At 37.1% G+C, this 25,439-nt stretch carries 14 protein-coding genes; all 14 read left to right on the forward strand.

Going from position 1 to position 25,439, the window contains the following annotated elements:
• Window positions 1–4: 4 nt before the first annotated feature.
• The 14 genes from VOI54_RS15760 (at window position 5) to VOI54_RS15825 (ending at window position 25,439) form a co-directional block, all read left to right on the forward strand.
• Window positions 5–1,528 (forward strand): alpha-L-fucosidase, encoded by a 1,524-nt coding sequence (locus VOI54_RS15760; RefSeq protein WP_326284042.1) that lies wholly within the window; start codon window positions 5–7, stop codon window positions 1,526–1,528.
• A 3-nt stretch (window positions 1,529–1,531) separates the two neighbouring features.
• Entirely contained in the window at window positions 1,532–3,175 is a 1,644-nt protein-coding gene (locus tag VOI54_RS15765; protein ID WP_326284043.1) for a beta-N-acetylhexosaminidase, read from the forward strand.
• A 43-nt stretch (window positions 3,176–3,218) separates the two neighbouring features.
• A complete protein-coding gene (locus VOI54_RS15770) occupies window positions 3,219–4,808 on the forward strand; it encodes a sulfatase family protein (RefSeq protein WP_326284044.1) in 1,590 nt (529 codons plus the stop codon).
• A gap of 132 nt (window positions 4,809–4,940) precedes the next feature.
• Complete coding sequence (locus tag VOI54_RS15775; protein ID WP_326284045.1) at window positions 4,941–6,305, forward strand: sulfatase; 1,365 nt, start codon at window positions 4,941–4,943, stop codon at window positions 6,303–6,305.
• 24 nt (window positions 6,306–6,329) lie between these two features.
• Complete coding sequence (locus tag VOI54_RS15780; protein ID WP_326284046.1) at window positions 6,330–7,889, forward strand: sulfatase family protein; 1,560 nt, start codon at window positions 6,330–6,332, stop codon at window positions 7,887–7,889.
• A 207-nt stretch (window positions 7,890–8,096) separates the two neighbouring features.
• Window positions 8,097–10,190 (forward strand): alpha-L-fucosidase, encoded by a 2,094-nt coding sequence (locus VOI54_RS15785; RefSeq protein ID WP_326284047.1) that lies wholly within the window; start codon window positions 8,097–8,099, stop codon window positions 10,188–10,190.
• Between the two features lie 27 nt (window positions 10,191–10,217).
• Window positions 10,218–13,394 carry a beta-galactosidase, LacZ type gene (gene lacZ / locus VOI54_RS15790; protein WP_326284048.1) on the forward strand — a complete coding sequence of 1,059 codons (3,177 nt, stop codon included), beginning with the start codon at window positions 10,218–10,220 and terminating at the stop codon, window positions 13,392–13,394.
• A gap of 98 nt (window positions 13,395–13,492) precedes the next feature.
• Window positions 13,493–14,341, forward strand: a complete 849-nt coding sequence (locus VOI54_RS15795) for a fumarylacetoacetate hydrolase family protein (RefSeq protein ID WP_326284049.1) — start codon at window positions 13,493–13,495, stop codon at window positions 14,339–14,341.
• A 6-nt stretch (window positions 14,342–14,347) separates the two neighbouring features.
• A complete protein-coding gene (locus tag VOI54_RS15800) occupies window positions 14,348–15,940 on the forward strand; it encodes an aldehyde dehydrogenase (NADP(+)) (protein ID WP_326284050.1) in 1,593 nt (530 codons plus the stop codon).
• Window positions 15,941–16,194: 254 nt separating this feature from the next.
• Window positions 16,195–16,815, forward strand: a complete 621-nt coding sequence (locus tag VOI54_RS15805) for an RNA polymerase sigma factor (RefSeq protein WP_326284051.1) — start codon at window positions 16,195–16,197, stop codon at window positions 16,813–16,815.
• A gap of 82 nt (window positions 16,816–16,897) precedes the next feature.
• Entirely contained in the window at window positions 16,898–18,094 is a 1,197-nt protein-coding gene (locus VOI54_RS15810) for a FecR family protein (protein WP_326284052.1), read from the forward strand.
• A 202-nt stretch (window positions 18,095–18,296) separates the two neighbouring features.
• Window positions 18,297–21,896: a SusC/RagA family TonB-linked outer membrane protein gene (locus tag VOI54_RS15815; RefSeq protein WP_326284053.1), complete on the forward strand. Its 3,600-nt coding sequence runs from the start codon at window positions 18,297–18,299 to the stop codon at window positions 21,894–21,896.
• An 80-nt stretch (window positions 21,897–21,976) separates the two neighbouring features.
• Window positions 21,977–23,437, forward strand: a complete 1,461-nt coding sequence (locus VOI54_RS15820) for a SusD/RagB family nutrient-binding outer membrane lipoprotein (RefSeq protein ID WP_326284055.1) — start codon at window positions 21,977–21,979, stop codon at window positions 23,435–23,437.
• Window positions 23,438–23,591: 154 nt separating this feature from the next.
• Window positions 23,592–25,439, forward strand: coding sequence for a glycoside hydrolase family 2 protein (locus tag VOI54_RS15825; protein ID WP_326284056.1), 1,848 nt, complete (start codon window positions 23,592–23,594; stop codon window positions 25,437–25,439).

Genomic DNA, 25,439 nt, shown 5'->3' on the forward strand with positions numbered 1-25,439 from the left:
ACGTATGCCTCTAAATAAATATAAATTCGATTATCTGTTACTAGCTATCATAGTGATTTTCACCTCATGTAATGAAGCTAAAAAAGAAACCAGGCAAGACTCGGAGCCTATAACAGAACAAGAGAAAACCTGGGAGTACCTGAAAGCGGTACCCATTCCACAATGGTATGAAGACGCCAAATTTGGTATATTTATCCATTGGGGGCCTTATGCCGTACCCGGATGGAGTAATGGTCACTATTATTCGGAATGGTATTCTACTGCGATGTACATAGATGAAGATTTTAAAAAGTATCACGAAGAAAATTATGGGAAATTGGGAGAGTTTGGTTATAAGGACTTCATCTCCATGTTTAAAGCAGAAAAGTACAATGCAGACGAATGGGCTTTGATTCTTAAATCCTCGGGAGCCAAATATGTGATACCAACAGCCGAACACCACGATGGCTTTGCTATGTGGGATACGGATTTAACACCCTGGAATTCGGTGGACAGAGGACCTAATCTGGACTTCATTGGTACATTGGGCCAGGCAGTACGTAAAGCAGGTATGGGATACGGCGTTTCGTACCATCGGGAAAGACACTGGGGGTTTTATACCAATAGCTTAAACGATTACCGAAAAGATGTTGAACCTAATGAATATGTGAAACAAGAAATTATAGCAAACCCAGAGGCCGAATTATTATATGGCCCATTTGGATTGACTGAAGCATTTATGGAAGATTACAAAAAGCGGTTCCTGGAGATTTGTACCAAATACCAACCCGATTTTATGTGGATTGACGATGCACCATCTAACAGTAAAAAGCCAGAGGCTCCGGCAGTAGATAAGTTTATGAATACTTATCACCGGGAAATGATTGCCGAATATGTATATATGGCTAAAGATTGGGGTAAAGAAGTATATTGGAACAACAAGCGTTGGTCGCGTAATAATTATCCGGCCGGAGCAGGGGTAGATGAAAAAGATTATTTACGTTTAGATAGCATTCCTCCGGTAAAATGGCAAAGTAGTGGTGGTATGGCTCATTCTTATGGTTATGACCGTACCGAAGATGATGAAGGTAAATATAAATCCTCAGAGAAATTGGTGGAAACCTTGATTGATGTAGTGAGTAAAGGAGGAAACTTTTTGCTGGATATAGGGCCAAAAGCAGATGGAACGATTACGCCTTTAGTACAGAGTAGGTTAAAAGGTATTGGTGATTGGCTTGCTGTTAATGGAGATGCCATTTATGGAACCAGAACATGGAACACCTTTGGTTATGACGATATTCGTTACACCATCAAAGGAAATGACCTGTATGTGCTGTTCCTAAATCAACCCGAAGATGGCTTTATAGTAAAAGGCCTGATGCCTGAAACAGGAACTGAAATCACATTGGTAAATGGCAATAAAAAAGTAATATGGGAACAACAGGGTGATAAAATTATATTACAAGTAAAAGCAGACGATCTTCCGACAGAGAACAATGCTGAAGCTGCCGCATATGCTTTTAAAGTAAAAGGTTATATTAAAGAATAAAATATGAATACAATAAAGAGTACTTTTTTAGTGTGGGTAATAATAGGAATGCTTGCATTACATGCTCAGGCATCGGATATAGCTACCCGTTTGGGTATAGTACCCCGCCCTAAATCCGTACAGGTCATTGGAGAAGAAACGTATCAATTAAAAGATAATACGAAGCTCTTTTATGATGCCGAAGGAAAAGCAGTAGCACAATACCTTTCCGATTTTTTAAAAGCACCCCTAGGGTATACGTTAGAGTCTGAAAAATTAAAAAAGGTAAAAGCCAAAGGCATCATACTTCGTGTAGATAAGGAACTTGAGACTAAGGAGGTAGAAGGCTATTCACTTACCAGCAATAAAGATCGGATTGAAATTATTGGTAAAAGCCCCGCCGGATTGTTCTACGGTGTACAAACATTGTTGCAGTTGCTACCTGGAGAGGTATATGCTTCAAAAATAAAAGCTGATGTTGAATGGGAAATTCCATCAGTACAGATTTTAGATGAACCGTTATTTACAAGATTTAGAGGCTTACATGTAGATGTTTCCCGTCATTTCCGTACCAAAGAAGAGATGCTCCAAGTTGTAGATTATCTCGCTATGCATAAAATGAATACGCTGCACATTCATCTTACCGATGATGCAGGATGGCGTATAGAGATAAAAGCCTATCCAAAGCTTACGGAAATAGGTGCCATTGGGCAACACGGCAGTGAAGGAGAGGGTGAACCTTTATTTTTTACTCAAAAGGACTTAAAAGAGATTATTGCTTATGCTAAGTCCAGATATATTAAGGTTTTTCCGGAGATTGATATGCCAGGGCACATGATGGCAACCATAAAGGCTTATCCCCATTTAAAAAGTCCCAAAGACTTACGGGAGCCTGCCAAAGTTATTAGAGGAGATGAAAAAGGACTTGAGTTTTGTAGAAATGTATTGAAAGAAGTACGGGACGTTTTCGGAGAAGTCCCTATTCACATTGGCTTTGATGAAATAAACCTGGGCTCCAAAGATCCTATCTATACCGACGAAAAGATTACCGCATTTGCCCAAGCACTAACCACTTATGTGAAAGAAAAATTGGGCGTAACTCCTATTGTATGGGACGATGCTTTTGAAAAAGGATTGCAGGATAAAGAAACTCTGGTACATTGGTGGCGTCCCGGAAAAATGCACTGGTGGAGCCATCTGGAAATGACCATAGATCAGAAAGTACAGAAGTTAGATCAACCCTATATCTTATCTCCCGCTAACTGGACATATTTTGATATGAAAAATGCCGAAGGCTATCCTGGACAGGGATGGGCCGGAGTTGTTTCTGTAGATAAGATTTATAACTGGGAACCTTTCAGGGATTTGGTTGATGCCGATCCAACAAAACGTCATCTGGCCCAAGGCATTATCGGATGTACATGGAGTGAGATTATCTATGACTTTAAAGGATTTCAGGAGCGGACATTTCCCCGTATTGCAGCTTTGACAGAAAAGGCCTGGGGGCAAAGTATAGAGAACGACCCTAAAAAACCAGACTGGCAAACATGGCGGGATGAGGTATTGATAAAAAAACAGCTCCCTCGATATGAAGCTATGCAGATTTACTATTGGAGTAAAGACAAACCGGAGGATTTGGTTAAAGTGAAGGCCGGTAAACTGGATTAGTGGCTAAGAAAAAATAACATATAAAACAGTAAACAAATAACATATGAAACCTATAAAACAAATTTTCAACCAGCTCATTATTGTATCGAGTTGTCTTGTGATAAGCTGTGCTTCTAAAGAAGAGAAACCCACTGAAACGGCGCCTAATATTATTTATGTATTGGCTGATGATTTGGGCTATGGAGACATAAGTGTGTATAATCCAGATGGCAAGATTAAAACTCCAAATTTGGACAAAATGGCCTCGGAAGGTATGCGTTTTACAGATGCACATACCAGCTCATCAGTATGTACGCCTACCAGGTATGGTATAATGACAGGACGATATAATTGGCGTTCTACACTCAAACAATGGACTCTTAACGGGAAATCAAAGGCATTGATCCCCTCTACAAGAACCACGGTAGCCTCTATGTTAAAAAAGCAGGGGTATCAGACAGCCTTTATTGGGAAATGGCATTTAGGATGGGATTGGGCACAAAACCCTGATGTGGTTTGGAATGCTAAAAATGAAAAGAATTTCAATGATATCGATTTCTCAAAACCTGTTGGTAACTCCCCTAACGATAGAGGATTTGATTATTCTTATGGACATAACGGGTCGTTGGATATGGCGCCATATGTATATGTGGAAAATGGGCAACCTACAGCCGTTCCGGTAACCAATACGGTTAATAAAGGAGCATATAGTTGGTGGAGAGAAGGGCCCACGGCTCCGGATTTTGTTCACGAGCAGGTAACACCCAATTTTTTTGACAGAGCCAGAAATTATATTAAAGAAAAAGCGAATGACGATAAACCTTTTTTTCTGTATTTACCTTTACCGTCTCCCCATACTCCTATACTCCCGTTAGAAGAATGGCAGGAAAAGAGCGGGTTGAATCCCTATGCTGATTTTATGCTGATGATTGATGATTATATGGGAGAGCTTCTGCATACCATTAAAGAATCCGGGATAGAAGAAAATACTATGATTGTATTTGCTAGTGATAATGGTTGTTCACCGGCTGCAGATATCAAGCAATTAAAAGATAAAGGACATTACCCTAATGGAATTTACAGGGGGCATAAGGCTGATATTTTTGAAGGCGGGCATCGTGTGCCATTTATTGTAAAATGGCCTGAAAAGATAAAAGCAGGAAGTATTAGTGATGAAATCGTTTGCCTGAATGATTTTATGGCTACTGTAGCAGCCGTTACCGGTTATAACCTGCAGGATAATGAAGCAGAAGATAGTTATAATATGTTGCCTGTTTTAACAGGAGAAACACTAAATGAACCATTGAGGGAAGCTACTGTTCACCATTCCGGACATGGCTATTTTGCTATTCGAAAAGGGCATTGGAAACTAGCTATGTGCCCGGGGTCAGGAGGATGGAGTTTTCCTAGACCGGAAAATAAAGAAGTAGTGGATACTTTGCCTCCTATGCAGTTGTATAATTTAAAAAATGATCCTCAAGAAACTAAAAATCTTGTAGAAGAATATCCGGATAAAGTTGAAGAATTAAAAGGGTTATTAACCCAATATATCAAAAAAGGGAGGAGTACCCCGGGAAGTCCGCAAAGCAATGACGGCCCGGAAACTTGGAAACAACTTTGGTGGCTGACTGAAAATAATGAAAGCAAGCAGTAGTGATGTAATTATGCAAAGCGACTATTCATAACCATAAATATATTACATGTAATGAACAAAAAGTACCTTGTTTTTTTAGCAATAAGCATGATGCTAATGTCTTGTCAAAGAAAAAATCAAGAGAGCAAAAAAATGAACGTGCTTTTTATTATTGCAGATGATTTGACAACTACTGCGGTGTCTTCTTATGGGAACAAGATCTCTCATACCCCAAATATTGATGCTTTGGCAGATCAGGGAACCAGATATACCAGGGCTTATTGTCAATATCCCGTATGTGGCCCCTCAAGAGCCTCATTTCTTTCTGGATATTATCCTAATGCCACTCAAACCTATGGTTATGTGAGCGGACGGGAAAATATTGGAGATAACAGAAGCACCTGGCCACAATTGTTTAAAAAGAATGGCTATTATACAGCAAGGGTAAGTAAGATCTATCATATGGGAGTTCCAATTGATATTGAGAAAGGCAGTAATGGTATGGATGATGAAGCTTCCTGGACAGAACGCTACAACAGTCAAGGGCCGGAATGGAAAGCTGTAGGAGAGGGAGAATTGGTGCAGAACAACCCGGATGGTTCTAAGCCTATTAGGGGAGGTAATGTAATGACCATTGTGAAATCCGATGGTGATGATTTAGTGCATTCAGATGGTCGAACAGCAGTAAAAGCTTCAGAACTCATACGGAAACACAAAGGGGAACCTTTCTTTTTGGCAGTAGGTTTTGTAAGGCCTCATGTGCCCTTTGTGGCCCCTAAAAAAGATTTTGAACGATATGTGTATGAAGACATTGAACTGCCTTACAATTTTGAGGGAGATTGGGATGATATTCCGAAACGGGGAATTAATTATGTAACTAGTAAGAATGCTCAAATGACTCAAGAGCAAAAGCAAAAAGCCATTGCTGCGTACTATGCGTCGGTACGCTATATGGACAGGCAAGTGGGCAAGGTGCTGAAGACATTAGAGGAGGAAGGTTTAGAGGATAATACCATAGTTGTTTTCACTTCAGATCATGGGTTTCATTTAGGAGAGCATGAATTTTGGATGAAAGTAAGCGTAAAAGAAGAGTCGGCAAAGGTGCCGCTAATCATAAAAGTACCGGGAAAAGAGCCTGCTGTATGTGGATCTTTTGTAGAGTTGCTTGATCTATATCCTACTGTTGCTGAATTAGCAGGGCTTTCCTATTCAGAATATATTCAGGGAAAAAGTTTGGTAAAAACCTTAGAAGACCCAACTAATGAGGTGCGTGACATGGCTTTTTCTGTGACTCAAAATGGGCAAACGTTTTTATTGCGAACCAATAAATGGGCATACATCCAATATGGAGAAGATGCTTCATTGGGAATAGAACTGTTTGATATGGAAGAAGACCCGGGGCAATACACCAACTTAGCATTACTTCCTGAATTTGGAGATACGGTAAAGAGTTTCCAGCAAAAACTAAAACAAAAATTAAAGGAGGTAAGAACCAATGATTTGGAGATAAAATATTAAAATTATAGATTAAAAGAGCTGGTTATGAATCAATTATTCAAAGTATATTCAATACGTGTACTATTATTAATTTTATTGGTTTCCTGTGAAAAAAAGCAATCGGAAAAGCAAATAGAAAGGCCAAATATCCTATTCATTATGACAGATGATCATGCCATAAAAGCATTGAGTGCTTATGAAGGTGCGTTGAACCATACACCTAATTTAGACAGGATTGCAGCTGGCGGGTTAGTGTTCAATAATAGTTTTGTAGCTAACTCCATCTGTGCACCTAGTAGAGCAACTATGTTAACCGGTAAGTTTACACATATTAATGGGCAAATAAACAATACAGTTCGTTTTGATAGTCTGCAGTGGACGTTTCCTAAAGCATTGCAGAAGGTAGGTTATCAAACAGCTCTTGTTGGTAAATGGCACTTAAAAAGCCAGCCCACGGGGTTTGATTATTGGGAAATACTAACCGGACAAGGCCATTATTATAGCCCGGATTTTATAACCGAAAACGGTACAAAACGATACGAAGGGTATGTGACAACCATTACTACAGATAAGGCATTAGATTGGTTAAAGGATAAACGAGATACCAGTAAACCATTTTGTATGCTGCTGCACCATAAAGCACCACATAGAACCTGGATGCCCGATACTACAGACCTTCATATTTACGATACAGTAAAATTTCCTGTTCCCGAAACCTATTTTGACTCTTATGAAGGTAGGCTAGCGGCCAGAGAACAAAAAATGAGCATTATTGAAGATATGGATGTAGTGTATGATCTAAAAATGCTTGATGAAGAACAAGAAATACAGACCACTTTAAGAAAACATTTTCAGGGGCAATATGATCGGATGAATGAAAAGCAGCGAAAGGCTTGGGATATAAAGTACGATCCTATTATTAAGGATTTTAAAGAAAAAAGATATACAGGAAGAGACCTGGCGCTTTGGAAATACCAACGTTACATGGAGGATTACTTAGCTACTGTCAATTCCGTAGATCGAAATGTAGGTCGCGTATTGGATTATCTGGAAGAAAATAATTTAATGGATAATACCATTATCGTATATACTTCAGATCAAGGATTTTATTTGGGTGAGCATGGTTGGTTTGATAAACGATTCATGTATGAAGAATCTTTTAAAACTCCATTAGTGATGAAATTTCCAAAGCACATTCAAAAAACAACAGGGGAGATTGAAGCATTGGTGCAAAACATTGATTATGCCCCGACATTTTTACATTATGCAGGAGCTGAAATACCCGAAGAAGTACAAGGGCACTCTTTGCATAGTATTATTGAAGGTACTGAAAACCGCGTAAGAAAAGAGCTTTACTATCATTATTATGAATTTCCTAATGAGCATATGGTGAAAAGGCATTATGGGATACGTACAGAAAAGTATAAACTCATTCATTTTTATAATGATATTGATGAATGGGAATTATATGACCTTCAAAAAGACCCTAACGAAATGAACAATTTATATCATAACCTTTCATATAAAGAAGTGATTGTTGATTTAAAACAGCAATTACAAAAACTACAAGAAGCATACCAGGATACAGATCGTACAACGTATTAATTTTTTTGATAAACAATGATGATTAATAGTATTTTGTGAAATAGATATAAGCAAAATAAATATTGATAAATGTAAATATTGTCCTAGATAGCCTTAGTGGGATGATGTAACTTGCTTGCCTACATTTTATGTAAATGATTATTGTGTTTTTGCATAAATAAAAATCAAAGAAAACTTATAAGTATAATAATACTAAAAACAGGAAAAATGAGACTGATAAAAAAAATAGCCCTTTTCTCAATCGTTGGAATGTTAACTTTATCTTGTCAAGAGAAAGTTGCTCCACCAACTCCTTTTGGTCCGCTGCCAACTCAAAAACAATTGGATTGGCATGAGTTGGAGTTTTATGCTTTTGTGCATTTCACAACCAATACATTTACTAATAAGGAATGGGGATTTGGAGATGAGTCTCCGGAGATTTTTAATCCTACAGCTTTAGATACCCGTCAATGGGCACGTGTGGTAAAAGAAGCCGGAATGAAAGGGATTATCCTTACTGCTAAGCATCATGACGGGTTTTGCCTGTGGCCATCGGAGTATACAGACCATTCTGTAGAGCGTTCGCCATGGAAAGAAGGTAAAGGGGATGTAGTACGTGAGTTGGCTAATGCATGTAAAGAATATGGACTAAAACTGGGATTATATCTTTCTCCTTGGGACAGGAACCATCCTGAATACGGACGTGAAGACTATGTGACCTATTTTAGAAATCAGCTTAAAGAATTACTAACTAATTATGGCGATGTTTTTGAAATGTGGTTTGATGGCGCTAACGGAGGTAACGGGTATTATGGCGGAGCTAATGAAACCCGTAAGATTAATACCTTAGAGTATTATGACTGGCAAACCACCTATGATTCTATTTATAAGTGGTCCCCTAATACTTTGGTTTGGGGTGTAGGGCCATCAGAAGCACGTTGGATTGGTAACGAAGAGGGATTTGCCAATAAGACCAATTGGAGCTTACTACGTCAAAAAGATGAATTAGCCGGAAAAGTGCACTATAAAGAATTTATGTCGGGTCATGAAGATGGAGAACGCTGGGTGCCCGGCGAAGCAGATGTGTCTATCAGGCCAGGGTGGTTCTATCATGCTGTTGAAGATGATAAAGTAAAGTCTATAGGCGAGTTAGTTGATATTTATTATCATTCAGTAGGGCGTAATGCCAACCTTTTATTAAATCTGCCTGTGGATAGGAGAGGTATTGTACATGAAAATGATGAAGCCAGATTAAAAGAACTGGTAGCTGTTCTTAAGGAAGATTTTAAAACTGAATTACTTTCAAAAACCAAAGCCAGTGCAGATAATGTAAGAGGAGGTAGTAAAAAGTATGGAGTTCAGAATGTATTAGATGATAATAAAGAGACCTATTGGGCAACAGACGATACGGTAAAGACAGCTTCTTTAGAATTTAGATTTGGAGCACCAACACCGGTAAATCGTATTTTACTTCAGGAATATGTGAAATTAGGGCAGCGTGTTCGCAAATTTAATGTGGAGGCAGAAGTAAACGGGCAATGGCAAGCTATTGCCAATGAAACAACTATTGGTTATAAACGTATCTTACGTACAGATAGAGTTACAGCTACAGCGTTAAAAATTAATATTACCGATTCAAAAGCTAGTCCGGTTATTTCTACCGTACAGGCGTATAATGCATCAACATTGGTGCATGCCCCTGAAGTGTACAGAAATAAAGAAGGTATGGTAGAGATGAAAGCTCATGAAGAAGATGTCATTTATTATACAACGGATGGAAGTGAACCTTCTCAAGCCTCTGATAAATTTGAAAAACCATTTAAATTGGAAGGCTCGGCAACCATAAATGCCATTGCCAGAAATGAAGAAGAGCAGGTTAATAGTGTTATGAAAACCGTTAAGTATGGTGTGTCTAAAGCGAATTGGAAAATAGTATCAGTGAAGGGAGGCGATAAGAAAGGCGCCGAAAGGGTTATAGATGGAAACTTTGCTACAACATGGAGAACTAACGGAAATAAGCAACTTCCACATGAAATAGTAATTGATATGGGAAAAACTAATGATATTACAGGTTTTACCTATATGCCACAACAAACCGGTAATGGTTTGCATTTGGTGAAGACTTACGGGTTTTATACAAGCAATGATGGAAAGAACTGGACAAAACAATCTGAAGGCGAATTCTCAAATATTAAACATAACCCTATTTTACAGGAGAAGACATTCAATAAGACCAAGGCCAGGTATTTACGCTTTGTCGCAAAATCTGAAGTAGAAGGCAGTACCAATGTCTCCATTGCAGAAATAGGAATTATTGAATAATAAACAATTGAATTTTAAGTAGTAATCATGAAGCAATCTGAAAATATTAAAAAAGCTCACTTTTGTAAAATAGCTATTAGCATGTTGATTTTACTTTTAATGATGCTAAAAGTAAATGCTCAGGAATACGATTGGGAAAATCCGGCTGTTTTTCAGATTAATAAGATGGCGCCTCATGTGCCTGCCTTTCCATATGAAAATCGTGATTTAGCTATAGCAAATAAGAAAGAAGCTTCAAATTATTATAAGTCACTTAACGGTATATGGAAATTCAAATGGGTAGAAAACCCTTCAAAAAAGCCGGAAGGGTTTTATGCCAAAGATTATGATGATAGCACCTGGGATGATTTCCAAGTACCTGCCAATTGGGAAGTTAATGGTTACGGCATCCCCATCTATATCAATACCAGGTTCCCCTGGGCATCTAAAGACCCTAAACCGCCATTTGTCCCTAAAGATGATAATCCGGTTGGGAGTTACAGAAAACAGTTTACCATTAGCTCAGATTGGGACGGCCGTAAAATCATACTGCATTTTGGAGCGGTAAAATCGGCATTTTACTTATGGATTAATGGTGAAAAGGTAGGATATAGTCAGGGTAGTAAGCTACCAGCAGAATTTGATGTCACTGAGTATGTTCGCTCAGGTGAAAATACACTGGCTATTGAAGTATATCGTTGGAGTGATGGGAGTTATTTAGAATGTCAGGATTTTTGGAGGTTTAGTGGTATAGAAAGAGATGTATATTTATACAGTACACCTTCGGTTCATATATTCGATTATTTTACTAAAGCGGGATTAACTAATAATTATAAAGATGGTGAGCTAAATTTAGATATTGATCTAAAAGGAATGGTAACTAAAAAGCATGCAGGAGGCCTTTTTATGGAACTTATAGATAATGAAAAACAGCTTGTTGCTGAAACTAAAATTACCGACATTAACGCAGCAACTGTAGCCAATAAAATCACGTATAAAAAAATACTTCCTGGTATAAAACACTGGACAGCTGAAACTCCAAATCTATATACCTTACTGTTAACGATTAAAGACAGAAAAGGAAATATAATTGAGGTCGTTTCTTCAAAAGTAGGGTTTAGAGCGATAGAGATCAAAAATGGCCAGTTGTTAGTAAATGGTAAAGCTGTTTATATTAAAGGTGTGAACAGGCATGAGCATGACCCGGTTACCGGTCATGTAATCTCTGAAGCTTCCATGCTGGAAGATATCCGCCTTATGAAACAAAACAATATTAATGCGGTTAGATTAGCACATTATCCTAATGATCCGAGATGGTATGAGCTATGTGACCAATACGGATTATACCTGGTTGATGAAGCCAATATAGAATCTCATGGTATGGGGTACAGGCTGTACAATACTTTAGGGAATAATAAAACCTGGATGGCAGCTCATATAGAACGTACAAGGCGTATGGTAGAAAGAGATAAAAACCACCCTTCGGTCATTATATGGTCTTTAGGAAACGAAGGAGGTAACGGCATTAATTTTTATACCACGTACGATTGGGTTAAAGAAAGAGACCCTTCAAGACCTGTACAATATGAAAGAGCAGAATTGGAGTGGAACACAGATATTATTTGTCAACAGTATCCGTGGAAACGTAGAATGCTGGAGGCCATGCACCTGACTGATAAACCTGTTATTATGAGTGAATATGCTCATGCTATGGGTAATAGTCTTGGTAATTTTAGAGATTATTGGGAAGATATTATTTATAAATATCCACGAATGCAAGGTGGTTTTATCTGGGACTGGGTAGATCAGGCGTTAGAAGCTAAAGATGAAAACGGAAAGAAATATTGGGCTTATGGAGGTGATCTTGGTGCAGAAAAATACGAACATGATCATAATTTCCTTGCCAATGGCCTGGTTAGACCGGATCGTAGCCCTAACCCTTCATTATATGAGGTAAAGAAAGTACATCAATTTATACGTTTTTTACCTGTAGATATAAAACAAGGAAAAATTAAAGTGGTTAATTACTACGATTTTACTCCCGTTGATAGCAGATATAAATTTAACTGGCAGTTACTTAAAGATGGGAAAGTTATAAAAACTCAAGATATTAAAGTAAATCAATTAGCTCCGGGAGAAGATCAGGTATTAGAGTTACCACTTCCAAAACCGGATGATAAAAGCGAGTATTTTATTAACATTGAGGCTTATACAACTATAGAGCAACCATTAGTACCTTCAGGGCATTTGGTAGCAAGGCAACAATTTCAGTTAAGCGAAGTATTGCCGGCAGTATTCAAAAGTAATACAGGAAAAAATATTAGCGTAAATAAAAAAGATGATAATATAGAAGTAAAAGGTAATGACTTTCAAATCGTGTTTAACAAGAAAACCGGGAAGCTAACCAATTATAGCTATAAAGGAGAACAATTGTTATTAGAACCTTTAAAAGTTAATTTTTGGCGTGCACCTAATGATAACGATTTAGGTAATGGTATGCCAAACAGGTTGGCTAAATGGAGAAAAGCGTCTTTTGAACAGCAGTTAATACACGTTGAAGTTATACAGCAAAATGCACAGGGGAAAGAAGAGAAGCGCAAGAAAGGTATAAGCACAGTTATAGTTAAAACTGTGTTTGGATTGCCTGACGTAAATGCTAAAGTATTTCTTGATTATCATATCAACGGAACTGGTGAAATAAAAATAAAGACCAGCTTGTCTGGAGTTTCCAAAGAACTTCCTGAGCTACCAAAATTTGGAACTCTTTTTGTAATGCCTGAAGCATTTGATCAGGTAGAATGGTATGGCAGAGGGCCTTATGAAAATTATTGGGATAGAAAGGATGCTTCATTTATGGGGAGATACAAAGCTTCTGTTAAAGACTTGTATGAAGCGTATGTACGCCCACAAGAAAATGGAAACCGAACCGACATACGCTGGGTGTCATTTAAAAATAAGCAAGGAAATGGTTTGAAAATAATCAATCAGGGGGCATTAAGTTTTAGTGCACATCACCAGAGAATTACAGATTTCGATCAAAAGCTTAATGAAAAACGCAAACACATTTCAGAGATTCCTCAAAGGTCACTTGTAGAAGTTAAAGTAGATTTTGGACAAACCGGTGTGGGGGGACTGGATAGTTGGGGAGCAAGGCCATTACAGGAGTATACTTTGCAACCAGAGAATTATGAATTTAGCTATATAATTAAACCTGTATCTGAGTAAGAGGAGCGTCAGCTTTAAAAGTCAAATTTAAATATCGCTCTGATTTTGCATTAGCCAATTTATAACGGCTTCTTTTTTAAACTAAAAATATTAAACAGATGAAAATATACAAACAAGGCACTTCAGTATATGTAGACTACTTGGAAAAAAGATACCTATTTGAAAATGTAAATTGGGATGCTTTTATTAATAGGGAAAATTTGCGTAGTACTATTATAAATACTATTGAAAAAAATCAATATACTAAAGCAGAAGTAATTGATGATATAAAGTTTATTCCGGAAGCGCCAATCGGGAGTCAGGAAATTTGGGCTTCAGGCGTAACTTATCTCCGTAGTAAAGAAGCTCGGATGGAAGAGTCTAAAAAAAGTGGTGGTGATACATTTTATGACAAAGTATATGATGCAGAGAGGCCGGAACTATTCTTTAAAGCAATGGCGAACAGAGTTGTAGGAACTCATGATACTGTTAATATTAGAAAAGATTCAACATGGAATGTCCCGGAGCCTGAGTTAACACTTTTTATAACAAGTGAAGGAACCATAGAAGGATATACCATAGGAAATGATGTGAGTTCCAGGAGTATTGAGGGAGAAAACCCCCTGTATTTACCTCAGGCAAAAGTATACGAACGTTGTGCCGGTTTAGGTCCGTGCATATATCTTCCGGAAGATGGTATTAGTAGTGATGCGCTTATCCGACTCAGAATAGAAAGAAACGGAGAGGAGGTATTTAACGGACAAGTGGGGATAAACCAAATGAAACGTTCACACCAGGAATTAGTGGAATTTTTATACAGAGAATGTGATTTCCCTCATGGAAGCTTCTTAATGACCGGAACAGGGCTTGTTCCACCCGATGAATTCACATTAGAAGTGGGGGATATTGTGCATATTACCATTACAAGTATAGGAACACTAACAAACACAATTGCATTAAAAAATTAAACTACAATGGAAATAACAGGTCAGCACTTCATAGGAAATAAGGTTTCGGGGGATGGGATAGAAACCTTTTCAGCTGTTAACCCTGTAAATAATAAAACCTTACCGGGAGTTTTTTTTAATGCAACTACCCAGGAAATAGATACAGCTACAACAAAGTCGGTAGCGGCATATCAAATATTAAAGACCAAAAATAAAGAGGATATTGCAGCTTTCCTTGAGCAAATAGCCGAAGAGATCATGGCTTTGGGAGATACGCTTATTACGCGTTGTAATGAAGAGACGGCTTTACCCGAAGCACGACTTATAGGGGAAAGAGGGCGTACAGTAGGGCAATTAAGGCTTTTTGCCGCTTTGGTAAGAGAGGGCTCATGGGTAGATGCTACTATAGATACGGCAGAGCCGAATAGAGCACCGGTACCAAAATCCGATTTGAGGCAAATGCTACGGCCAATAGGCCCAATAGCGGTGTTTGGAGCCAGTAACTTCCCTTTAGCGTTTTCTGTTGCTGGTGGAGATACAGCATCTGCTTTAGCGGCATCTTGTCCGGTAATTGTTAAAGGCCACCCCGCACATCCCGGTACAACAGAATTGGTAGCTAGAGCTATTTTAAAGGCAGTAAAAACCTGTAATATGCCAGAAGGGACTTTTTCTTTGGTACAAGGCAATACTACTAAAGTAGGAGAAACACTGGTAAAGCATCTGGCTATTAAAGCAGTTGCTTTTACAGGATCATTTAAAGGAGGAAAAGCTCTTTTTGATCTGGCAAACTCGAGGAAAGAACCTATACCTGTATTTGCTGAAATGGGCAGTACAAACCCGGTATTTATATTGCCAAAGGCATTAAAAGAACGAGGAGATAGCATTGCGGCAGGACTGGTAAGCTCCATTAACTTGGGTGTTGGGCAGTTTTGTACAAACCCGGGAATGGTTATTATTCCTAAAGATAAAGGGATAGCGTCTTTTTGTGATCAAGTAGCAGACAAGATATCGCAATCCCCATCGGCAACCATGCTAACTCCGGGTATTGCCAATGCATATAAAAGTACAGTTGATATATTACGGAATAGTGTTGGAGCTGAGATATTATCGTCCGGAAAAAATGATGATGCACCTAATAATGTAGCTTCCACTGTTTTTAAAGTGAGTGGTACAGAGCTTTTAAATAACAATCAGCTTGAACAAGAAGTCTTTGGACCATGTAGTGTATTAGTTGAAGCGGAGACAAAAGAACAGGTTTTGGAGATTGCCCGTAACTTAGAGGGGCACCTTACAGCTACCGTACATGGAACACCTGAAGATTTTGAAACTTTTGCGGAATTATTTCAAATCTTAGAGCAAAAGGCAGGCCGGTTGATCATTAATGGTTTTCCAACAGGAGTAGAAGTATGTCATGCCATGACCCATGGCGGGCCGTATCCCTCAACGACAGCACCACAGACAACATCGGTTGGAACTAAAGCAATAAAGCGCTTTGTGCGCCCTGTTTGTTATCAGGGTTTTCCCGATAGCCTTTTACCAGAGAGTCTTAAAGATTCAAATACACATAATATATGGCGATTGGTTAACGGAACTTTCACTAAGGAACATATTAACAGGTAAAATTTGTTTTAGTGTAAACATGCTTGTGTTTTATTTTAAAATATGAGTATGTTTTTTTAAAATATTGATATGAGTAAGACAACTATTTTATAAAGGTTTGCTTTGATATAGCTTTCGTTTTCAACATCTTGCTGGTTTATTTAAAAAGGCAGTAAATTGTAAAGTTAAAGTTACTAATTTAGCATGCGTATATTCTATTTAAAATTCCTTAATTAATTGTTTTATAATTATTATATCTTTAACCTCATTTTTTTATGATTTTAATGAAAAAGGAGCAAATAAATAGGAGTGATTTCGAACTTTGGAAATCCTTTAAAGAAGGCAATGATGAGGCCTTAAAAACTATTTATTATAATCATTTTAAACATTTATATAATTACGGGCGTAAATTTTCGTCTGATAAAGAACTGGTTGAAAATTGTGTTCAGGATTTATATATAGACCTTATTAAAAAAAGGGAAAACCTGGGGGATACAAATAACATTAGCTTGTATTTGCTTAAGGCAATCAAACGAAAAATAATAAGAAGATTACAGCAGGAAAAAAAAACACTAAACCTGGATTTTACTTTTGCTGAATGGCCTTCAACATATGAATCTATTACTTCCAACACTAACGCTGCATATAGAGAAAAACTTTTTGGGGTCATCAATCAATTAAGTCATCAACAAAGAGAAATAATCTATTTAAAATATTTTAATTCGTTAAATAATAAGGAAATCGCAGAGATTCTTGATCTTAATTACCAAACGGTACGTAATGTATTAGTAACTGCTCTTAAAAAACTCCGCAAGTCTATGAAAATGCTGAATTTCTTTTTTATTATGCTTTTTGATAAAAGTAGTCCGATAACCACAAAACAGGAGCATAAATAACCAATAATAAAAAAAAATAAAAAAAGTATAGTACAAAAACGAAGTTCTTGTATTATAGTAGTGAATGCATAATTAAAATAGGATGCCTAGCTACGCTTTAGAAGATTATTTAACGGATGATAGTTTTATTCAATGGGTGCTTCAACCCAATAAAGAATTGGATATTAAATGGAGTAAGTTCATAAAAGAAAATGCACAAGAGAAAGCAAAAATAGACCAAGCAAAAGAGCTATTACGTACTATACACTCGCAAACAATTTCAGAATACGATCACGAAATAGATGATGAAAAGCTCAACAATATATGGATGCATATTGAGCAATCTTTGCAAAAATCTAAATCGCAAAGTGTTAAAAAAATCTCGTATCCGATATTAAAAATTGCAGCTTCAATCATTTTATTATTAGGTATAGCTTATTTCTACCAGCAAGGTTTTTTTAGTGGCCGGGCAACTCCAACCGTAGTAGATACAAATGTAATTACTCCGGGTGTTGACAAAGCAACTTTAACCTTAGAAGATGGTTCTGTTATAGAATTGGATAAGGGTAATACCTATCAGGCACAAAATGTGAATAGTAACGGGGAACAAATTGTATATACCGATAAAGAACAAAATACTACCGAAATAAAATATAATTATTTGACCATTCCAAGAGGCGGGCAGTTTTTTATTAAGCTATCTGATGGCACTCAGATTTGGTTAAACTCAGAATCCCAGCTAAAATATCCTGTTAATTTTATAAAAGGGCAGACCCGTCAGGTTGAACTTGTTTATGGAGAGGCCTACTTTGATGTATCTCCAAGTACAGAACATCACGGAGACAAATTCAAGGTGCTCAACCAATCTCAGGAGATAGAAGTTTTGGGAACAGAGTTTAATGTTAAAGCTTACAAAGACGAAACAAATATTTATACCACTTTGGTAGAAGGCCATGTAGTTATAGATAATGGCAATACAAAACATGATTTATTACCCGATCAGCAATCAAATTTAAATACCCAAAACAATACTATTGCAATTGCTAAAGTAGATGTAAACCCTGAAATTTCCTGGAAAAATGGAATCTTTAGTTTTAAAGAAAAATCATTAAAAGAGATCATGAAGGTAATTTCCAGATGGTATGATATTGATGTTGTCTTTGAAAATAAAGAGTTGGAGTCCATAAAGTTCAAAGGCATTTTGGATAAACAACAGGGAATAGACAGAATTTTATCAATTATGAAATCCAGTACAATTAATAATTATGAAATAAAAGATAAAACCATAATATTAAAATAATAACATATCGCCTATGAAATAAAATAACAATTATGTAAAAAAAAGAAGGATAAAGTTTAACCCGCAAAAGTATAAAACTCTATCCCCTTAGATCATTATCAATTAATTAAAAACGTTTAACTAACTAATAACGCACAAATTTATGGAAATTAAATTAATTAGTGCCCATTTCTTATTTAGAAAGCGGCTATTAACAATCATTATGAAAACATTTATTTTCTTATGTTGTTCAACCATTTTTGCATTAACACCTGACCATGTTATATCGCAAAATTCCAAAATAAAAATAGAAGAAGATAAAATACTATCGGTTGATGAGGTATTCGATCTGATCATGACTCAAACAGATTACAGATTTTTTTATGAAGCGGGTTTGTTTGAAGATGCTCCTAAAGTACCGGTAAAAAAAGGAATAATAAGAACAAGTAAGTTATTACGAAGAAGTTTATCCAATGCCAATATTAACATTATAATAAATGATGATAATGAAATTCTTATCAAGGAAAAAGAAGTATCAAATATTATAAAAGAAGAACGGCAACAGCAAGTCTCTGGTACAGTGACAGATGCTAATGGGCAGCCTTTACCAGGAGCCAATATATTAGAAAAAGGGACCACTAATGGAACGCAAACAGATTTTGACGGAAATTTTTCTATAAGTGTGGGGGATCAAAATGCTGTGTTGGTTATCTCTTATTTAGGTTTTAAGTCTAAAGAAGTAACCGTTGATAATCAAACAACCTTAACTATTTCATTAGAGGAGGATACTTCAGCTCTTGATGAAGTGGTGGTTACTGCTTTTGGTATTGAAAGAGAGAAGAAAGCTTTAGGATATGCTGTTGAAGAGGTAAAAGGAGAAGAAGTAGCCAATACAGGATCTTCAAACGTATTAACTTCACTACAAGGTAAAGGGGCAGGTATTAACATCACCAATACCGGAGCCGGTGTTACAGGGTCTACTTCAATTGTATTAAGGGGAGGATCTTCCCTGGAGGGATCAAATGAAGCTTTGATCGTTGTAGATGGTGTGCCATTTTCTAACGCTTCGTTTTCAGGAGGAGATATTGACTTTGGTAGTGGTATTGCAGATTTAAATCCGCAGGATATAGAGTCTATCTCTATACTGAAGGGAGCAAATGCAGGAGCTCTTTATGGTTCGCGTGCACTTAATGGTGTGGTGATGATTACTACCAAGAAAGGAAAATCCGGTAAACCACAAGTCTCGTTTTCGTCTCAATTGAGGTTAACAGAAATTATGTATTTCCCTGAAATACAAAATGAATATGGAGCAGGCTCAGGAAGCCCTGATAGATTTGGTTTATTCTTAGATGACAACGGACAAGCACATACAGCGCTTTATGATGAAAAATCCTGGGGGCCAAGATTGAACCAAGGACAGTTGGTTAGGCAAGACTGGTTAAGAGATCAGCCTATATTGCCATGGGTATCACATGGAGATCAACATAAAGATTTTTTTCAAACTGCCGTAACTAGCGTTCAAAACCTTAACGTGACCGGTGGTAGTGATAAGCTAAACTACAATTTGTCTATGTTGTATGAAGACGCTGAAGATGTACAACCTGAATCTACTCAGGATAGGTACAATATAGCGCTTAGGTTAGGCTCCGATATTAATGACTATGTAGGATTAGAGAGTAGAGTTTCATACAGCTATTCAAAAACCCATAACAGGCCAACAGTAGGCGGTAGAGAAAGTGTGTATTATACGTTGCTACAGATGCCAAGAAGTATTTCTCTTAATGACCTAAGGCCACATAGGTATCCTTTTTCAGGACAGGATTATTCCCATCCGTATTTTAGAGATGGTAATAAAGTAGCCTGGAATAGAGGAAGAAACAACCCATATTGGACAGTTTTTGAAGACCAAAATAATGATGTTACTAAAAGAATTATTGGTTTTGGAAAAGTAAACCTGAATCTGCTGAATGATCCTGAAGGTGCTGGAACACTAACAGGTTTTGCCAGAGTTGGGTGGGATAACAGAGAAGTTAATTTTGAAACCATTAGGGCCAGGTCTGAAGCTTACACCTTGGGTAGTTTAAATATTTCAAAACATTCATTCCTTGAGACCAATACTGACTTTTACCTGACTTATCAAAAAAATCTTGGTAAAGTAGGAGTAACTGCAAACTTTGGAGGAAACAGAAGATATGACGAAGCTAACTTACACAGTGCCTGGGGATCAAACTTTAAAACTGATGATAGAACCAGTACAAATAACCTGGAAAATAGGGATTTTGAGTCAAGAACAGAAAAGAAGGCTCTGAATTCACTTTATGGAAGTGCGCAACTTTCATACGATAATTATTTATTTTTAGATATTACGGGAAGGAACGATTGGAGTTCTGTATTACCTGCCAAGAACAGAAGCTACTTTTATCCGTCATTTAACTTAGGTTTTATAGCTACAGATGCATTTGATGCATTGAAATCAGATGTTTTGCAATATGCTAAATTCAGAGCTTCGTATGCAGAGGTTGGAAATGATTTACCTGCTTATAGATTTAATACGTATTATAACTACGGAACAGACCCACAAGGTAGATTACAAGCCACTGTGCAAAATACTTTAGGAAATGAAAATATTGATGCAGAGATTAATAAATCTTTAGAGTTAGGAGCCGATTTTAGATTCTTAAAGAACAGGATTGGATTAGACCTGGCGTGGTATAGGTCTGTAACTGTAAATCAAATTATTGGTAATTACCCACAAGCTATATCTACCGGGTATACAAATCTGTTATTTAATGTAGGAGAGATTTCAAATACAGGCCTGGAATTGTCTTTAACAACTAAACCAATTGTCACAGATAATTGGAACTGGAATTTAAATTTCAATTATGCAACTAACGAGATGGTACTTGAAGAGTTAAACTTACCGGGAGAAGCATATTTTAGAGTAGAGGACCATATTGAATATAGTTCCAGAGCATATGTTGGTCAGAAATTTGGAGATATCTATGGGTATAGATACTTAAGAGATAATAATGGAACCGTTATTGTAAACGAGCAAGGATATCCAATTATAGATAATAGAAAAGGTTCAGATTCAGAAGTAAAAGTAGGAAATATTCAACCAGATTTTACCGCTAGTATCCAAAGTGCTTTGACATACAAGAATGTAAGTTTATCATTCTTGATTGATGGAAGCTTTGGAGGTGATGTGTTTAGTGGCACTAAAAGAGAGTTGAATAGAAATGGGTATTCAAAAGAATCACTGGAAGGCAGAGAAGGCTGGATATTTGCTTTAGATAACGATCCCAGAAATTTAAGAGAACTTGGAGACAGAAATGTTGGGTCTCCTCTTGGAGGTTATGACAGATGGGTTGGAAACTCAGTGTTTGGAGTATTTGATGATGATGGCTTTATAGTGTTAGATGATAATGGAAACCCTGTTACAGGAGCACCTAATGAAGGTGATAACGCCATGTATATAAACCCTGAAAGATATTGGGGTGAAGCTGCAAGACAAGGATATAGAGCTGTAGCAGGAAGTAAAGACGGAGCCACTGAAGAGTATCTTGAAGATGCTACTTTTGTTAAACTTAGAGAGCTTAATTTGACTTATAACCTTCCAAACAAGTGGTTAAAAGGAACAGGGTTTGAAGCAGTAAGCATTAGTGCAATAGGAAGAAACTTGTTTTATTTTAATAATGTATCTGATTTCTTTGACCCGGATGCATATAGAAAAGGTACAGCAATTAATTCCCTTGGATATGAGCGTAATGGAGCACTTCCATCTATGAGAACTTATATGTTTAACTTGAGAGTTAAATTTTAAAACTTGGTGATTATGAAGTGAGTCCCGATTATCCGGGATGAATTTCATCTCATATCTTAAAAACAAATAAATTTAATATGATGAAAAAAAATATAATATACTTACTATTAGTTTCATTAATGGTTTTCTCCTGCGAGGAAAACTTTGATGAGTACAATACACATCCGTTAAATGCTCAGGTAGAATCTGATGAAGTTATTCCAAGGTTTCAATTGGGGCCAATAACAGATGCCTTAAAAGCAACAGGACAGATTTCTAATCAGGTAGCTCCGGAATATACAAGACAGTTTTCTTATAATACCAGTAGCTACAGGGTTTCAGAATTGGTAGCTTCCCAGTATAACGCTATGTGGAATAAAGTTTACTTGTTAAACCCAACAATTAATAATGTACTTAATCAGACAGCAGAAGCTACAGATCCTGTAGATATAGTTGTTAGAGCAATTACAAAAATATCTAAAGTGTATCTTTTTACAGGCGTATCTGATCTATATGGAGATATCCCGTATTCTGAATCCGGAGATGTAGCTGTTCAGTTCCCTAAGTATGATACTCAAGAGTTTATTTATAATGATGGTTTTGTCTTGATTGATCAGGCCATAGCGAGTCTTACATCACAAATTTCAGCTGGTATCCAGTTACCTGCGGATGATAGAGTATACGGAGGAGATGTTGCTAAATGGATCAGATTTGCAAACTCATTAAAGCTGAGATTGGCTATGCGCCTTAGAGCTGTTGATAATACAACTTCTGCCGATAGAACAAGAGAAGCACTTGAACATAACGGAGGGTTGATTTCAAGTCATGATCAATCAGCAACTATTGAAAACTTTGATGGAGCAGGTCCGGAACATTCAATTTTTCAAATGAGAAATGAGCCTTTCAGAATGGCTGAGTTTTTAGTTGATTATCTTAATAATACAAATGACCCGAGATTACCTATTTGGGCTGATCCGGCTGTAAATGGGGGAGGGCTTGTTGGAGTAGATAATAGCTTGATTGATTTCCCTGATAATGATAATTTTAGTAGGCTGAGTGCAGACAATCTATTCCAGCGTACTTTGGAAGATATTGTACTAATGTATTCTGAGACTGAGTTTTTGAAAGCAGAGGCTTATCTGTTTGGAAATGGAGTTAGCAAAGATGATAATGCAGCTAATGAAGCATATCGGGCCGGAATTAAAGCCTCACTGGAATATTGGGGTGTAGAAGAAGCAGATGTGAATACTTTCCTGGCGCAAGGCTTTACGACGCTTACCGGAAGTGATGAAGAAAAATTAAAACAAATTGGAGAACAAAAATGGGTCTCTTTGTTCCTTACAGGAACAGAATTATGGTCAGAAGTAAGACGATTGGATTATCCTGAATACCCAAGCAGATCAGGTGTTCCTGGATATTTTCAGGGTGATACCAATGGTGAAATGCCAACAAGGTTGGATTACCCTCAAAATGAGGCTACATTCAATGCTGAGAATTATGACATGGCCAATAGTAAATATCCACAAGTTATAGCTTCTAAGCTTTGGTGGGATGTAGATTAATAAAACAGTCTGGTAGTTAATTTTTTTATTATAACAAAGGGCAAGACAAGGATAATCCTCATCATTAGTTTTGCCCTTTACTTTTTGTATAGGATATTATTTCCTTGGAAATAGGAGAAATAGATTACAACTTTACTTTCAGTTTTTAAGCAAAATGAATTTAAAATTTTATAAAGAAAGAACATGGTATTTCTACCTGGTGCTATGCGGTTTATTTTGTTTTCAATTAAGCTCAGGAGCGCAATCCGAGCATATAAATACCTCATTGAATGGAAAATGGCGCTATATAGTTGATCCTTATGAAAATGGCCATTATAACTATAGATATGAAGCATTTGATCAAATGGATGAAGTACCCAGAAGTGCTTATTTTATGGATGATAAACCAGAGCATAAAACAGATGGTTTAGAATACAATTTTGATACCTCTCAAACCATACTTGTTCCTGGTGATTGGAATACACAAGTAGAAAAATTATTTTATTATGAAGGGACCCTATGGTACAGAAGGAAATTCAGCTATAATAAAAAACAACAAAGTAATCGCGTTTTTTTAAAATTTGGCGCAGTAAACTATCATGCGGAAGTTTACCTGAACGGAAAAAAACTGGGAGAACATGTAGGCGGTTTTACACCGTTTAGCTTTGAAATAACAAACCAATTACAGGCAGTCAACAGCCTGATAGTAAAAGTAAATAACAACAGGAAAAGAGATGCCGTACCTACGGTAAATACAGATTGGTTTAATTATGGAGGTATTACCAGGTCCGTAACACTTGAGGAAGTTGCACAAACCTATATCAAAGATTATACGTTTAAACTTGAAGGAGATAATACTATTGCCGGCACTATAGTTTTAGATGGACATCAAAAAAAGAACCAAAATGTTACTATAGAAATTCCTGAATTAAAGCCGATAAAAACAATCACTACAGATGCTAAAGGGGTAGCTGCCTTTGAGTTTAAAGTTAAAAAACTACAAAAATGGTCGCCTGAAAACCCAAAGCTATACCGGGTATCTATTTATACTAACGAAGACAAAGCAACCGATAACATAGGATTTAAGACTATTACAACAGACGGCCCGGATATTTTGCTTAATGGAGAATCCATATTTCTTAGAGGCATAAGTATCCATGCCGAAAGTCCGCTAAAAGGCGGGGGAAGAATACACACCAAAGAAGATGCCCGCATATTGCTGCAATGGGCCAAGGAACTCAATTGCAATTATGTGCGTTTGGCACATTATCCACATAGTGAAGACATGGTGCAACTAGCTGATGAAATGGGATTGATGGTTTGGTCTGAAATTCCGGTATACTGGACCATAACCTGGGGAAATCCGGGAACACATAAAAATGCCATGAATCAACTTACGGAAATGGTTACCAGAGACAAAAATAGGGCTAGTATTATTATTTGGTCCGTAGCCAATGAAACCCCTCCGGGAGCGGCCAGAAATAAATTTTTAGCCGATTTAACCAAACGGGTAAAGGAACTGGATAACACTCGTTTAGTAAGTGCAGCCATGGAAAAGCATAGAGATAAAACCGACTGTGATTTACAAATTGTTGAGGATGTATTTGCAGATATCACAGATATAGTAGCTTTCAATGAATATGTGGGATGGTACGACGGATTACCGGAATATTGCGATCAGGTTAGATGGAAAATCCCATATAATAAACCTGTAGTCATTAGCGAATTTGGAGGCGGTGCATTACAGGGATTTCACGGTGATGCATTAACCCGCTGGAGTGAAGAATACCAGGAGGATATGTATGTACGTTCCTTACGCATGTTAGAAAAGATACCACAATTAAGAGGGATGACTCCCTGGATATTGGCCGACTTCAGGTCGCCCAGAAGAATGCTCCCGGTAATACAAGATGGCTGGAATCGTAAAGGTCTGATAGGAGAAACCGGTGTGAAGAAAAAAGCATTTTGGGTACTAAAGAATTACTATGATAAAAAACAAGAACAATATAAAATAACCAGATAA

This window comes from Alterotamlana spongicola (assembly GCF_035818475.1).
In the GTDB taxonomy this organism is placed as follows: Bacteria; Bacteroidota; Bacteroidia; order Flavobacteriales; family Flavobacteriaceae; genus Cognatitamlana.